Origin of the sequence: Streptomyces rhizoryzae (assembly GCF_023155275.1) — a bacterium.
Lineage (GTDB): Bacteria > Actinomycetota > Actinomycetes > Streptomycetales > Streptomycetaceae > Streptomyces > Streptomyces rhizoryzae.
This window is the reverse complement of sequence record NZ_JALMUV010000024.1, coordinates 1-13,916: the sequence shown is the minus strand read 5'-3', so window position 1 is coordinate 13,916 and position 13,916 is coordinate 1. Positions and strand designations below refer to the sequence as shown.

General features: G+C 78.2%; 12 protein-coding genes. 8 read left to right on the top strand and 4 right to left on the bottom strand.

Annotation, left to right across the window (positions count from 1 at the left end; all coding sequences use genetic code 11):
• Positions 1-9: 9 nt before the first annotated feature.
• Complete coding sequence (locus MUU72_RS19795; protein WP_248014661.1) at positions 10-870, bottom strand: spermidine synthase; 861 nt, start codon at positions 868-870, stop codon at positions 10-12.
• A gap of 154 nt (positions 871-1,024) precedes the next feature.
• Positions 1,025-1,375 carry a chaplin gene (locus MUU72_RS19790; RefSeq protein ID WP_248014660.1) on the bottom strand — a complete coding sequence of 117 codons (351 nt, stop codon included), beginning with the start codon at positions 1,373-1,375 and terminating at the stop codon, positions 1,025-1,027.
• Positions 1,376-1,600: 225 nt separating this feature from the next.
• Between MUU72_RS19790 and MUU72_RS19785 the strand changes: the two genes are divergently transcribed.
• The 4 genes from MUU72_RS19785 (at position 1,601) to MUU72_RS19770 (ending at position 6,694) form a co-directional block, all read left to right on the top strand.
• Positions 1,601-2,683: a DUF3344 domain-containing protein gene (locus MUU72_RS19785; protein WP_248014659.1), complete on the top strand. Its 1,083-nt coding sequence runs from the start codon at positions 1,601-1,603 to the stop codon at positions 2,681-2,683.
• Between the two features lie 63 nt (positions 2,684-2,746).
• Entirely contained in the window at positions 2,747-3,922 is a 1,176-nt protein-coding gene (locus tag MUU72_RS19780; RefSeq protein WP_248014658.1) for a glycosyltransferase family 4 protein, read from the top strand.
• Complete coding sequence (locus MUU72_RS19775) at positions 3,919-5,334, top strand: sugar transferase (protein ID WP_248014657.1); 1,416 nt, start codon at positions 3,919-3,921, stop codon at positions 5,332-5,334. Before MUU72_RS19780 ends, MUU72_RS19775 begins: the two co-directional genes overlap by 4 nt.
• 109 nt (positions 5,335-5,443) lie before the next feature.
• A complete protein-coding gene (locus MUU72_RS19770; RefSeq protein ID WP_248014656.1) occupies positions 5,444-6,694 on the top strand; it encodes a glycosyltransferase in 1,251 nt (416 codons plus the stop codon).
• Positions 6,695-6,808: 114 nt separating this feature from the next.
• Here the strand turns inward: MUU72_RS19770 and MUU72_RS19765 are convergent, their stop codons facing one another.
• Positions 6,809-7,291 carry a hypothetical protein gene (locus tag MUU72_RS19765; protein ID WP_248014655.1) on the bottom strand — a complete coding sequence of 161 codons (483 nt, stop codon included), beginning with the start codon at positions 7,289-7,291 and terminating at the stop codon, positions 6,809-6,811.
• Positions 7,292-7,505: 214 nt separating this feature from the next.
• Between MUU72_RS19765 and MUU72_RS19760 the strand changes: the two genes are divergently transcribed.
• Positions 7,506-8,939 carry an NsdA family TPR-like regulatory protein gene (locus MUU72_RS19760; RefSeq protein WP_248014654.1) on the top strand — a complete coding sequence of 478 codons (1,434 nt, stop codon included), beginning with the start codon at positions 7,506-7,508 and terminating at the stop codon, positions 8,937-8,939.
• Positions 8,940-8,987: 48 nt separating this feature from the next.
• Here MUU72_RS19760 and MUU72_RS19755 read toward each other — a convergent pair whose 3' ends face one another.
• Positions 8,988-9,581, bottom strand: a complete 594-nt coding sequence (locus MUU72_RS19755) for a histidine phosphatase family protein (protein WP_248014653.1) — start codon at positions 9,579-9,581, stop codon at positions 8,988-8,990.
• 147 nt (positions 9,582-9,728) lie between these two features.
• On the opposite strand from MUU72_RS19755, the gene MUU72_RS19750 reads away from it, so the two are divergent.
• The 3 genes from MUU72_RS19750 to MUU72_RS19740 are packed head-to-tail and all read left to right on the top strand — an operon-like array spanning position 9,729 to position 13,854.
• Positions 9,729-10,964 (top strand): hypothetical protein, encoded by a 1,236-nt coding sequence (locus tag MUU72_RS19750; RefSeq protein WP_372503220.1) that lies wholly within the window; start codon positions 9,729-9,731, stop codon positions 10,962-10,964.
• Positions 10,955-12,508, top strand: coding sequence for a hypothetical protein (locus MUU72_RS19745; RefSeq protein WP_248014652.1), 1,554 nt, complete (start codon positions 10,955-10,957; stop codon positions 12,506-12,508). Before MUU72_RS19750 ends, MUU72_RS19745 begins: the two co-directional genes overlap by 10 nt.
• A complete protein-coding gene (locus MUU72_RS19740; RefSeq protein WP_248014651.1) occupies positions 12,505-13,854 on the top strand; it encodes an AAA domain-containing protein in 1,350 nt (449 codons plus the stop codon). The genes MUU72_RS19745 and MUU72_RS19740 overlap by 4 nt, the downstream gene beginning before the upstream one ends.
• The last annotated feature ends 62 nt before the right edge of the window (positions 13,855-13,916 follow it).

Sequence of the window (13,916 nt, the reverse complement as noted above, 5' to 3'; positions counted from 1 at the left end):
GGCCGGGCGTCAGGTGAAGGCACCGGCCGGCGGGGCCGGTGAGGCGACCGCGGTGGCGTCGGTGACCGGGACCGCGCCGCCGGTGAAGTCCAGCAGCGCCCGGCCGTGTTCGACCCGGCCGGCGTGCGGATCGCCGGCCGCCCGCCGGGTCAGCTCCGCGACCGGCAGCGGCCCCGCCGCGGCGAGCAGCACCGCGTTGCCGAACCGCCGGCCGCGCAGCACCGCCGGGTCGGCGGTCAACGCCAGTTCGGGGAAGACGGTGTGGACGGTGGCGATCTGGCCGCGCAGGAACGCGAGCGGCGGCCCGTCGGCGAGGTTGGCCGCGTACCAGCCGCCGGGCCGCAGCGCCCGCCGCACCTCCGCCGCGAACTCGGCGCTGGTCAGGTGCGCGGGCGTCCGGGCCCCGGCGAAGACATCGGCGATGACCAGGTCCGCCCAGCCGTCCGGGATCTTCGCCAGCCCGGCGCGGGCGTCCGCACCGCGCACCCGTATCCGCCAGGTGCCCGGCAGCGGCAGGTGCCTGCGGACGAGCTCCACCAGCGGGGTGTCGATCTCCACGGCCTGCTGGGTGGAGCGCGGCCGGGTCGCGGCGATGTAGCGGGCCAGCGTCAGGGCGCCGCCGCCCAGGTGGACGGCGCGCAGCGGGGCGCCGGGCGGGGCGGCCAGGTCGGCGATGTGGCCGAGCCGCCGCTGGTAGGAGAACTCCAGGTGCGCCGGGTCGCCGAGGTCCACGTGGGACTGCGGGGCGCCGTCGATCAGCAGCGTCCAGCCGCCCGGGCGGTCCCGGTCCGGCCGCAGTTCCGCGGTGCCGCCGCCGATCGCCCCGATGACGGGTTCCGGTCCGCCGCGCCCGCGTCTGCTTCTCGCCATGCCCCCAGTATGGCGCGCCGGTGCGAAGCGGTCCGCGCAGGTCAGAAGGGGTGGGAGGCCGGGTGGCGGGGTGCCCGCGGCCGAAGCCGTGGGCACCCCGCCCCGGTGTGCCGTGACCGGGGCCGGTCCGATGTCCCTCCGGACCGGCGCCGCGTCACTTGTTGAGGCAGCGGTTTCCGAAGGCCGGGTTCAGCAGCCCGATCACGTCGATGCTGTTCCCGCACAGGTTGATCGGGATGTTGACCGGCACCTGGATGACGTTGCCGCTGAGGACACCCGGCGAGTGCGCGGCGAAGCCCGCCGCGAACGCGCCGCCCCGGCCGTGGTGACGGTTGCCTTCCTCGTAACGGCCGAAGTCACGGCCGTGGTGGCCGTGGTGGCGGTGGTGATGACGGCCCTCACGGCCGTGATGCCCGCCGCCGTCGGCGGCGGCGACGCCCGCGCCACTCAGCACCAGGGCCGAGGTGGCCGCGGCCGTCGCGGCGGTCTTGACGAACCGCTTCATCCCATTCTCCTTTCAGTTCGCGAATGGGGCATCGGACACAACGAACAATATGGGCCATGGATGCGGCCGTTACCATTTATGCAGCTCCATTAGGCTGTCTGGCTGGTATTCGGCTGATCGGAAACCCGGACGGGTCTGCGGCGTGCCTGCCACGATTTCCAACATGATTTCTGTCAGAGTGCTCTCCTGTTTGACTGATTGACGGTTGAAGCCGGAGAGGAAGCCATGCGGAAGTCGATGGACCGCACCGGGCGCGGCACCGTATGCGCGCTCGCGGCCCTGGCTTTGTCGGCCGCGCTGACTTCGGCCGCGGCCGCCCCGGGCCCCGCCGAATCCACCCGAATTCCTTTCGCCGAGCGCTTCCACGAGACCGGTCACGGCGGTATCGCCCGGGCCGCCAATTCCACGCTGACCTGCCGGCCCGCCGGCCACCGGGCCGCCGCCCGCCGGGCTCCGTCCTGCGCCGCGGACCGGCCCGGCGGCCGCCCGATGCGCTACCTCGACGTCGACGACGACCCGCACACGGTGGCCTCCAGCCGCGCCCGGCTGCGCCTGCCGGCCGGCGCCCGGGTGCGCTACGCCCGCCTGTACTGGGGCGGCAACCTGCTCGCCGGCGGCCACCGGACCGGCCTGGACCCCGCCCGGGTGCTGCTCGCCGGGCCCGGCGGCCGCTACCGCACGGTCCGCGCGGACGGGGTGATCGGCCGCCGCACCACCTACCGCACCGACGCCTACCAGGCGTCCGCGGACGTCACCGCGCTGGTGCGGCGGGGCGGCCCGGGCGCGTACACGGTGGCCCAGGTGGCCGCCGCCGAGGGCCGTTCGCGGGCCGGGACCTGGGGCGGCTGGGCGCTGGTCGCCGTCTACGCCCACCCGCACGCACCGCTGCGCCGCCTCGCCCTGTGGGACGGCTTCGAGGCGCTCGGCCCGCACCGCCGGGCGCTGACCGTGGCCCTGACCGGGCTGCGCATTCCGGCCGGGGCCCGCGGAGCGGCCGGAACGGTGGCCTACCACGGAATGCCCCGCAGCGAGAGCGGAATCTCCGCCGGGGCCGGCCGGATTACTCCGGTCGCGCTCCACGATTCCGCCAATCCGGCGAATGGCGCGATGAACTCGACCATCACCGATTTCGGCCGCCAGGCGCCTCGCACCCCCGCTTACCGCACCACTTACGGCTTTGATTCCGACGTCTTCGATCTGCGTCCGGCGCTCCGGTACGGCGGCGACCGGCTGACATTCCGCTTCACCACCCGAAAGGCGGGATATCTGCTCGGCGCGCTCTTCGTCCAGGCCGATTCAGGGCACTGAGCGCGGCGCCGGTAATTCCCGCGGAGTTGTTCCGACACCTCGGTCCCCAGGGGAGCAGTGCCCGTGCTGCCACACGACCAGCCGCCGCAGGAGCGGCTCACGGTCCTCCACGTGTCCCAACCGGTCGACGGCGGGACCGCCCGGGTCGTCGCCGACCTGGTGCGGTCCCAGACGGCGGCCGGACTGCGGGTGGTGGTCGCCGCCCCGCCCGGCGGCACCCTGCACGTCGAAGCCGCCGTGGCGGGCGCCGAAGTCGCGCTCTGGCCCGCCCACTGGACGGCCGAGACGGCGCTCACCGACACCCGGCGGCTGGCCCGGCTGATCCGCCGCACCGGCCCGCACCTGGTCCACAGCCACGGCAGCCGCGCCGGGTTCGCCGCCCGGCTGGCGGTCCGCGGGCGCATCCCGACCGTCCACCAGGTGCACCGCTGGCGGTTCGACGCGCCCGGCGGGACGGCGGCCCGCATCTGGGAGCGCTACGCGGCGCGCTGGACCGACCGGCTGCTGTGCGCCGGCGAGGAGCAGCGGGCCCGCGGCACCGCCGCGGGCGTCCGCACCCGCTGGGTGGTCGTCCCCCACGGCGTCGACCTGCGCCGCTGCTCACCCGCCGACGACACCGTCCGCGACGCGCTGCGGGAATCCCTGCCGGCGCTGCGCGACAACGCCGTCCCGTCCGGCGCGCCGCTGGTGGTGTGCGTGGCGCGGCTGTGCCCGCGCAAGGGCCAGCCGGTGCTGCTGCGGGCCTGGCCGGAGGTGGCCGCGGCGGTCCCCGGCGCCCGTCTGGTCCTGGTCGGCGACGGGCCGGACCGGGCGGCGCTGCACCGGGCCGCGCCGCAGGGGGTGCTCTTCGCGGGCGCCGCCGACAGCGCCGTCCCCTGGTACCGGGCCGCCGACCTGGTCGTCCTGCCGTCCCTGCGGGAGGGCATGGCGCTGGTCCCGCTGGAGGCGATGGCCTGCGGCCGGCCGGTGGTGCTCGGCGACGTCGGCGGCGCCCGGGAGTCCCTGCCGGCCGACGCCGCCGACGACTGCCTGGTACCGCCCGGCGACCCGGCCGCCCTGGCCCGCGCCGTCACCGCGCTGCTCGCCGACGCCGAACGGCGGACCGCGCTGGGCCGGCGGCTGCGCGAGCACGTCGCGGTGGCCCACGACGTGCAGCGCACCGCCGGCGCCGTGCTGAACGTCTACCGCGAGCTGCTGGCCGTCCCGCCCGTCCTCGCCGCGGAACGGGCCGGCCGATGACCACCGACCGCGCCGACGCGCCGCCGCTGCCCCGCCCGGCCCCCGACACCCGGCCGACCCGCCGCCCGTCCACCGGCCCCGCGGCGCCGGCCCGGCCCGCGCGGACCGTGCCCCGGTGGGCCGTGCCCGCCCTGCTGGCCGCCGCCGACGCCCTGGCCGCGGCCGGCGCCGCCGCCCTCGCCGGCGTCCGCGACCCGGCGCTGCTCGCCCCCCTCGTCCCGCTCCTGCTGCTGCTCACCTCCCGGGCCGGGCTGTACCGTCCGGGCCCGGCCGCCACCGCGCTGGACGAGCTGGCGCCGCTGCTGGGCCGGGCCGCCACCGGCTGGTGCGCGGTCGCCGCCGGGCTCGCCGCGCTGCGCCCCGGCCAGCACCTGGGCCCGGCCGCGCTGGCGTCCGCGATCGCCGGGCAGGTGGTGCTGGCCGCCGCCGGCCGGGCCGCGGTGCACCGGGCGCGGCGCGCCGCCGCCCGCCGCCGCCCCCGCTCGGCGCTGCTCGTCGGCCCGGAACCGGCCGCCCGGCAGCTGGCCGCCGCGCTGCTGGCGCACCCGGAGTACGGGCTGCGCCCGGTGGGCGTCGTACCGGCCGGCCCGGCCGCGCCCGACGGCGCCCCGGCCGGCGCGGTCCCGCCGCGGCTCCGCTCCGCCGAGGCCCTCACCCGCGCCGTCATCCGGCACACCGTCCGCGACGCGGTGTTCCTGCTGCTGCCGGAGAGCGACCCGTACGCCGCCGCGCTGCTGCGCCGCTTCCAGGGGCAGGGCGCCGCCATCTGGCTGGCCGGGCCGGGCGCGGCGCGGGACGGGCGGCCGCCGGCGCCGGGCACCGGCCACCTGTGGGGGTTCCCGTGCCGGCCGTTGGAGACCGCCGCGCCCCGCCGCGGCGGGGCGGCCAAACGGGCCCTGGACGTCCTGCTGGCGTCGGCGGCGCTGCTGGCGACCGCGCCGCTGCTGCTCGGCTGCGCGCTGGCGGTGCGGTGCGCGGACGGCCCCGGCGTGCTGAGCCGGCGCGAGCGGACCGGCCGGGACGGCCGCCGCTTCGCCCTGCTGCGGCTGCGCACCGCGCGCCCCGGCGCCCGCCCGGGACCGGTCGGCCGGTGGCTGCGCCGCACCGGCCTGGACGGCCTGCCGCAGCTGTGGAACGTGCTGCGCGGCGACCTGAGCCTGGTCGGGCCGCGCCCCGAACGGCCCGCCCGCGCCGCGGAGTTCGCCCGCCGGCACCCCGGCTACGCGGCCCGGCACCGGATGCCGCCCGGCATCACCGGCCTGGCACAGGTGCACGGGCTGCGCGAGGGCGCGCCCGCCGAGGACCGGGCGCGCTTCGACAACCTCTACATCGACAGCTGGTCGCCGGGCCAGGACCTGCTGATCCTGCTGCGCGCCGCGGCCCGGCGGCTGCGCGGGCGGGAGGGCGGATGACCCCCGGCCCGGCCGCGCCGCCCCGCCGCCCACCGCCCCGCACTGCCCCCACGAGGCCGACCCGGCCACCGACCAGGCCACCTTCGGCCGCCACCCCTGGAGGGATCCGGTGAAAGTCCTGCACGTCATCACCGGCCTCGAAGCGGGCGGTGCCGCCCAGCAGCTGCGGCTGCTGCTGCGCCGGCTGCCCGCCCGCTGCGAGGTCGTCACCCTGACCAACCCCGGCCCGCTCGCCGAGGCCATCGAGGCGGACGGCACCCCCGTCACCCACCTCGGCATGACCGGCACCCGCGACCTGTCCGCACTCCCCCGGCTGGCCGGCCTGATCCGCGCCGCCGGCCCCGACCTCGTCCACACCCACCTCTACCGGGCCTGCGTCTACGGCCGGATCGCCGCCCGGCTGGCCGGCGTCCGCGCGGTGGTCGCCACCGAGCACTCGCTGGGCGACGCGGTCATCGAGGGCCGGCGGCTCACCCGCGGCGTCCGCGCCCTGTACCGGGCCACCGAGCGGCTGGGCTCGGCGACCGTCGCGGTCTCCGACACCGTCGCCGCCCGGCTGCGCCGCTGGGGCGTCCCCGAGGCCCGCCTCCACGTGGTGCCCAACGGCATCGAGGCGCACCGCTTCACCTACGACCCGGCCGCCCGGGCCGCGGTCCGGGCCCGGCTCGGCCTGCCGCCGGACGCGTTCGTGGTCGGCGGCGCCGGCCGGCTGGTGCCCGCCAAGCGGTTCGACGTGCTGGTGCGGGCGGTCACCCAGCTGCCCGGCGTGCACCTGCTGCTGGCCGGCGAGGGCCCGGAGCGGGAGATGCTGCGGCGGATGGCCGGGCAGTTCGGCTCCGGCGACCGGATCCACCTGCTCGGCGCCCGCGGCGGCACCGGCGGCCCGCCGCCCGCCGACGTCCCCGACATCCCCGGCCTGCTGTCGGCCATCGACGTCTTCGTCTCCCCCTCCCCCGACGAGGCGTTCGGCCTGGCGGCGCTGGAGGCCCTGGCCTCCGGCCTGCACGTCCTCTACGGCAGCTGCCCGGCCGTCGACGACCTCCCCGGCGACCAGGCCCCCGGCGCCCGCCGCGTCAGCCCCGGCGTCCACGAACTCGCCACCGCGCTGCGGGAGGTGCGCCGTACCGGCGCCGCCCGGCTCCCGGTGCCCCCGGTCGTCCGCCGCTACGACATCGACCGCAGCGCCGCGGACCTGGCCGCCGTCTACGAGGAGGCCCTCGCCGCGGCCCGCCGGGCGCGTCCGGCGGCGCCCGCCCCGCAGCCCGCCGGACCGCCGCTCCCCGGCCTGCCGCCGGGCGTCTCCCTGCCGGACCCCTCCCCCGCCCCGGACCCCGACAGCCACACCCTCTCCACCCGCTGACCGGCCGGCCGCCGCGCCGGACACGCGTGAGGGGCGGCCGCGGCCGCCCCTCACCGGCCCCGCCACCTCACCGGCGGACCGGACCTGCGCGCCGCCCGCCGCCGCGGGCGGCCCTCACTGGCAGCGGTCGACCGCCTCGATCGTGCGGGCCGCCTCGCCCAGCGCCGCCCGCAGCACCACCGGATCGGTGGCGTCCGCGTACGCGCCTTCCGGCGGCACCAGCCAGCCGGTCCCCTGCACCGGCGGCTCCGGCACCGCCCCCTCGTCCGGCAGGTCGAACGCGATCCCCCGCCCGTGCGTGCGCGTACAGGCGCTGCCCGGCACGTCCCAGCCGTCGGCGGTGCCCGGCGGGACCAGGAAGCCGAGGGTGTCGCAGGCGCCGTCGTGCAGGACCGGGCCGACACCGTCCCGCAGCCGCAGGATGTCCACCGCCTCCAGGCCCTGCCGGGCCGGCACCGTCACCAGGTCGCAGGGCCGGGCGGGGTCCTGCGGGGCGGTGCGCCCCTCGCGGCCGGCGGCCCGGCCCGCCCGCTCCTCGCCGCCCCTGCTGACGCCGGTCTCCCACACGGAGAACCCCTCCTCCTGCACGCGCCACACCCTTTACACCGTCTCCAACGGCGAAACGCGTCAACAGCTACGGCGGCGGAACGCTGCAAAGGATGGCACTTCATGGCGGATCGCGGGTGAGATATTCCGGTTTGTGGCCAAACGCAGGGTGTCGGGACCGTCACAGCCGGTACGGTCGTCCCGCCGCACCGCCAGGAAGCGGCACGTCAGACGATGGCACGGAGAGGGCACGGAGAGGTCCGCCATGGCGTCGCAAGCCGAGCGTTCGGCGTCGTCCCGCACCGTACCCGCCCGCCCGAACACCGCCTTCCGCCAGCTGCGCGGGCGGCTGTCACCCGGCGAGTTCGCGGCGGCGGTCCGACGGGCCGCCCGTGAGATCGGCGAGCAGGTCTCGTGCGACGCCCGCTATGTGGGCCGCGTCGAGTCCGGGGAGATTCGGTGCCCGAACTACGCCTACGAACGGGTGTTCCGGCACATGTTCCCCGGCCTGACGCTGCCCGACATGGGGTTCGCGCCGCGGGAGACGGTGCGCGGTCGGGGGGCGCGCGCCGCGGCGGGCGCCGCGCTCCTGGCACCCGACCCCGACCACCGCGATACCCGTATCCAGAACTCCGAGGAGAGCGACGTGCTGCGTCGCGCGTTCATCACCGGCGGCCCGGCGGCCGCCCTGGGCCTGGCCGCCCTCTTCCCGGCCGCCGGCCCCGCCGCACCGGCCGGCGCCGCCGCGCCCGTGCCCGGCCCCCGTACCGCCCCCGGCTCCCGGGCGGGCGCCACCGAGGCCACCGCCGTCGAGGAAGCCGTCCGCCGCATCCGCTTGCTGGACGACCGGCACGGCGCGGACGGCCTGTACCACCGCGCCGTCCAGCCGCTGCGCGCCGCCTACGAACTGCTGGACGCCGGGATCCGGCAGCGCGCCGTCTACGACCGGCTGCACGCCGGCGCCGGTGAACTGGCCATCTCGGTGGGCTGGCTGGCGCACGACTCCGGCCGCTTCGACGACGCCCGCTCGCACTACGCCGAGGCGCTGTCCACCGCCCGGGTCAGCGGCGACGCCGCGCTGGAGGCGCACGCCTTCTGCAACACCGCCTTCCTCGCCCGCGACGCCGGCCGGCCGCGCGAGGCGGTGCGCGCCGCGCAGGCCGCCCAGCAGGCCGCCAAACGGCTCGGCTCGCCGCGGCTGCGGTCGCTGCTGGCGCTGCGCGAGGCCGGCGGCCGGGCCGGACTCGGCGACCGGTCCGGCTGCGAGCAGGCGCTGGCCCGCGCCGAACGGCTCTTCGCGGTGGGGCCCGGCGACCACGACCCGGAGTGGATGACGTTCTTCGGCGCGGCCGAACTGGCCGGCCTGACGGCACAGTGCTGGTCGGCGCTGGGCGACCGGCGGCGCGCGGCCGAGCAGGCGCGCCGGGCGGTGGACCTCCAGGACCCGCACTTCACCCGCAACATCGCGCTGTTCACCGCGGAGCTGGCCGGCAACCTCGCGGCCGGCGGCGACGCGGAGGAGGCCGCCGCGGCCGGGCTCGCCGTCCTCGACCTGCTGGCCGAGGTCCGCTCGGCCCGGATCCGGGCGATGCTCGACGGCACCGCGCGCGCCCTGCGCCCCTACCGGAGCTGCGGCGCGGTCGCCGGCTTCCTGGAGCGGCACGCCGCGGCCGGCGCGGAGAGCCGCCGCCCGGTCTGAGCCGCGGGCCCGCACACCCGCCCGTCCACGGCCCGCCCGCCGGCCCGGTCAGTCCAGGTGGCCGGTGTCGTTCCAGCTCTCCACGGCCGGTTCGCCGTAGGCCCAGCCCAGGACCGACAGCGACGCCGGAGCCAGCCGCAGCCGCGCCGCGAACGCCACCGGGAGCCCCAGCCAGCGCGCGCCCAGCACCCGCAGGATGTGGCCGTGCGCGAAGACCAGCACATCGCGGTCGGCCGAGCGGGCCCAGGCCACCACCTCGTCCGCGCGCGCGCAGACCTCGGCCAGCGTCTCGCCGTCCGGGACGCCGTCCCGCCAGATCAGCCAGTCCGGGCGGCCCTCCTTGATCTGGGCCGGCGTCAGCCCCTCGTACGCGCCGTAGTCGACCTCCAGCAGCGCGTCCCACTCCCGGGCCCGCTCGCCGAAACCGGCCAGGTCGCAGGTCTCCCGGGCGCGCCGCAGCGGGCTGGTGCGGACCTCGGCGTCCGGCAGGCCGCGCCAGGGGGCGCGGTGCAGGCGCTCGCCCAGCTGCTTGGCGCCCTGCCGACCCTCCTCCAGCAGCGGGATGTCGGTCCGTCCGGTGTGCCGCCCGGAGACGGACCACTCCGTCTGCCCGTGTCTGGCCAGGAAAATGCGCGGTGCCATGGGTCGTACCTCTCGCCGGATGCCGGCTCGTCGGGGTCGTTCAACTGGGCGCGGGCGGCGCTGACCGCGGCCCCTCCATCATCCCGCACCCGCCCGTATCCCGGCCGGGGCCCCCGCCTGTCGGTGCCGGATGCCAGACTTCGGCAGGTGAACGTTTCCCGCGAAAGCCGAACCGCGGCGGACGGGCCGCCCGGCGCGCCGCCGTCGCCCTCCCCCGGCCTGCGGCAGCGCCTGTCGGAGCTGCGCGGGCCCGGTGTGCGCCCCCGGCCGCTGGACGCCCGCGCGCTCGCCGCGCTCGCCGCCAACCCCGGCTGCCGGCGCCGCGCCCTCCTCGACGGCGCCGGTGTCGACAAGGGCGCGCTGGCCCGCGCGCTGGGCGCGCCCGCGGCCTACGGCCAGTCCCAGTTCGCCCTGGCCCGCGGCAACTCCTTCGAGGCCCGGGTGAAGGCCGACGGCGGCGCCGAACTGCTCCGCCTGGTCCGCGAACGGCTCGCGCCCGGCACCCCGCCGCCGGAGGACGGGGAGGTCGCCCGGCCCGACCTGTCCGCGGCCGGTCCCGCGGGCCGGGCCGCGCGCACCGCGCTGGCGCTGCGCGAGGCCACCGCGGCCGGCGGCTGGGCCCTGCTGGACCACCCGCTGCTCGCCATGGACGTCGCCGGCTCCGCCGCCTACGTGGAGCCGGACGCCGTCGTGGTGCACCCCGACGGCGTCTGGACGGTCGTCGAGATCAAGTCCTTCCCGATGATCGACGGCGCCGCGGACCCGGCCAAGGTGGGCGCCGCGGCCCGCCAGGCCGCGGTCTACGTCCTCGCCCTGGAGGCCGTCGCCGCGCACACCGCCGCGCACACCGGCCGCCCCGCCCGGGTCCGCGACCGCGCGCTGCTGATCTGTCCCAAGGACTTCTCCAACCTCCCGGCCGCCGCGGCCGTCGACGTCCGCAGGCAGCGGGCCACCACCCGGCGCCAGCTGGCCCGGCTCACCCGCGTCGAGGAGATCGCCGCCGCCCTCCCGGCCGGCACCACCTTCGCTCTCCGGCCGGGCGACGACGGCACCACCCCGACCCGGCCGGCCGCGGAGCTGGCCGAGGCGGTGGCGGCGGTCCCCGCGGCCTACGCCCCCGAGTGCCTGGCCGCCTGCGAACTGGCCTTCCACTGCCGCACCCGGTCCCGCCAGGAGGGCGCCGTGGAGACCCTGGGCCGCGGCGCGCGGGGCGAACTGGGCGGGCTGCGCACCATCGGCGAGGCCCTGGCGGCCGCCGCCGGCGACCCCGGCGCCGACCCGGACGACCCGGCCGTCCAGGCCCTCCGCACCGCCGCCGCACTGCGCGCCGAGGCGCTCGCCGCCGTACCGGCGCCCCGGGACGGGGAGGAACCGTGCCGCTGATCGAGACGCTCGCCCGGATGGAGGCGGTGGCCGCGGGCCGCGCCCGTCCGCTCACCACCGTCCGCCACCGCCACCTGGCCGAACACCCCCTGGTCCTCGTCCCGTTGACCACCTCCGGCGAGGCCGGCGCCCCGCTGGGCGCGCTGGTCGGCACCGACCGGGAGAAGCCCCGGCTGCTGACCGTCCCCCAGCCCCGCGACCGCGACCTGCGCTTCGGCTTCCTCGCCGAACTCGCCGAGGCGGTGCTGCCCTACGTGGACGGCTTCGCCGACGACATCGCGTACGAGGAGCGCAAGGAGACCGACCCGGAGAGCGGCAAGCAGGTCCCCGTCCAGGTCGAACTGTGCACCGACGCCCCGCAGTTGATCGTCCCCAGCGCCGCCGGCGTCGCCTACGTCCGGCTGCTGGGCCGCTCCATGCGGTTCCGGCGGACCGCCGAGCAGGACCCGGAGGCGCCGCACCCCGCGCCCCCGCACGTCCCGCTGCTAGGCCGCTGGTTCACCCATTTCGGCGAGCGGGCCCGGGTGCCCGGCGCCTGCCTGCTGCTGTCCATGACCGGCCTGCTGACCCGCCACTGGGCCACCGGCCAGAGCGCCCTGGAGGACCAGCACCTGGCCGCGCTGCTCGCCTGGATCGACCCGCCGCCGGGCGTACCGGCCCAGCAGGCCGCCGAGTTCGCCGAGGCGGCCCGCGACGCGGACGGGCAGCTGCACTGCCCGCCGGCCGGCCCGGCCACCGACCCGGCGTTCGACAACCGCCTGCTGGCCCCCGCCATGGCCCGCTACGACGCCGGCGTCCCCGGCGCCGCGCAGGAGATCGCCGCCCTCGTCGAGAGCCGGCTGCGGCCCACCTGGGACGCCGTGTGGCAGGGCGTGGACCTGCTCCGCGCCCTCCCCGAGGGCGCCCGGGTCGCCGACCGCTGGAAGCGCGACCGCTGGTCGTACACCTCCCACCGCGACCGGATCCGGGCCGGCGAACCGCCGCAGCCCCGGCAGGACGACGCGGTCACCGCCGCCCGGAAACTGGCCTCCCGGGAGACCGCCCAGGCCCTGCTGGACGCCCAGGAGGCCCTGGACGACCCGCTGGTGATGGCCGGCCGGCGGCTGGCCGGGGAAGCCTTCCGGGGCACCGTCACCGAGGTGGAGATGGCGTACTCCAAGGGCCGCCGCCCGATGCCGCGCCCGGTGGTGACGCTGCGCACCGGCGACCGTCCCCAGCTCGACGCGGGCGGCAGACTGCACCGCGCGCTCGACGGCGGCCGCACCCAGACCGCCGAGTTCGTCGCGTACGGGCCCGGTGGCGACCCCGGCACCCTGCTGATCCGCCTCACCGGCGGGATGGGCCGCGGCCGCACCCCCGAGCCCGGCTCGGTCCCCGAGCCCGGCGACGCCCTGTGCTGGACGCTCTTCGAGCACGCCCCGCGCGGCGGACCCGCCCTCCCCGAGCCCGAGGACACCCCCTGGACGCACGGCGGCCCGCCGCCCGCCCCCGGGGACGCGCCGTCCGCCGCCCCCGACCCGGTCACCCCCGAGGACTACCTGTGACGCCCCCGCCGCTCACCGCCCCGCCGCCGGCCGACCCCGCCGCCGCGGCCGCCGCGGCCACCGACGCGATCCTCCACGACACCCTGCACAGCACCCGCCGCGGCGTCGTCGTCGACTCCCCGCCGGGCGCCGGGAAGTCCACCCTGGTCGTCCGCGCGGCCCGCGAACTGGCCGCCGCCGGCCGCCGGCTGATGATCGTCGCGCAGACCAACGCCCAGGTCGACGACCTCGTGCTGCGCCTCGCCGCCAAGGACCCCGACCTGCCCGTCGGCCGCCTGCACAGCAGCGAACCGGCCGCCCACGACCCGGCCCTCGCCGCCCTCCCGGCCGTCCGCACCTCCGCCAGGATCGCCGACCTCGCCGACCGGGACATCGTCGTCTCCACCGCCGCCAAGTGGGCCTACACCAAGGTCGAGGAGCCCTGGCGGCACGCCATCGTCGACGAGGCGTACCAGATGCGCTCCGACGCCCTGCTCGGCGTCGCCGGCCTCTTCGAACGGGCCCTGTTCGTCGGCGACCCCGGCCAGCTCGACCCGTTCAGCGTCGTCGGCGCCGACCAGTGGGCCGGCCTGTCCTACGACCCCTCGGCCAGTGCCGTCGCCACCCTCCTCGCCCACAACCCCGACCTCCCCCAGCACCGCCTCCCGGTCTCCTGGCGGCTGCCGGCCTCCGCCGCGCCCCTGGTGTCGAGCGCGTTCTACCCGTACACCCCGTTCCGCAGCGGCACCGGGCCCGGCGACCGGCGGCTGGCCTTCGGCGTCCGCGGCGACGGCTCGCCCGTGGACCGCGTCCTGGACGAGGCCGCCGCGTCCGGCTGGGGCCTGCTGGAGCTCCCCGCCCGCCACACCCCGCGCACGGACCCGGAGGCCGTCGGCGCCCTCGCCCGGGTCGTCCGCCGCCTCCTGGACCGCGGCGGCGCCGCCACCAGCGAGCAGGCGGACGCGCCCGAGCCGCTCACCGCCGCCCGGATCGCGGTCGGCACCGCCCACCGCGACCAGGCCGCCGCGGTCCGCGCCGCGCTCGCCGGGCTGGGCGTCTCCGGCGTCACGGTGGACACCGCCAACCGCCTCCAGGGCCGCGAGTTCGACGTCACCGTCGTCCTGCACCCGCTCTCCGGCCGCCCCGACGCGACCGCCTTCCACCTGGAGACCGGCCGCCTGTGCGTACTGGCCTCCCGGCACCGGCACGCCTGCATCGTCGTCTGCCGCGCCGGCGTCACCGACCTCCTGGACGAGCACCCCGCCACCGAACCGGTCCAGCTCGGCGTCACGGTGAAGTTCCCCGACGGCTGGGAGGCGAATCACTCCGTGATGGCTCATCTTTCCGAGCACCGCGTGGTGGGTTAGCGGCCCACGTGGTGGTTTCTCTTGGCGGGTGTTCCGCCGGGCCCGGTCTCGTTGGGGTTGCG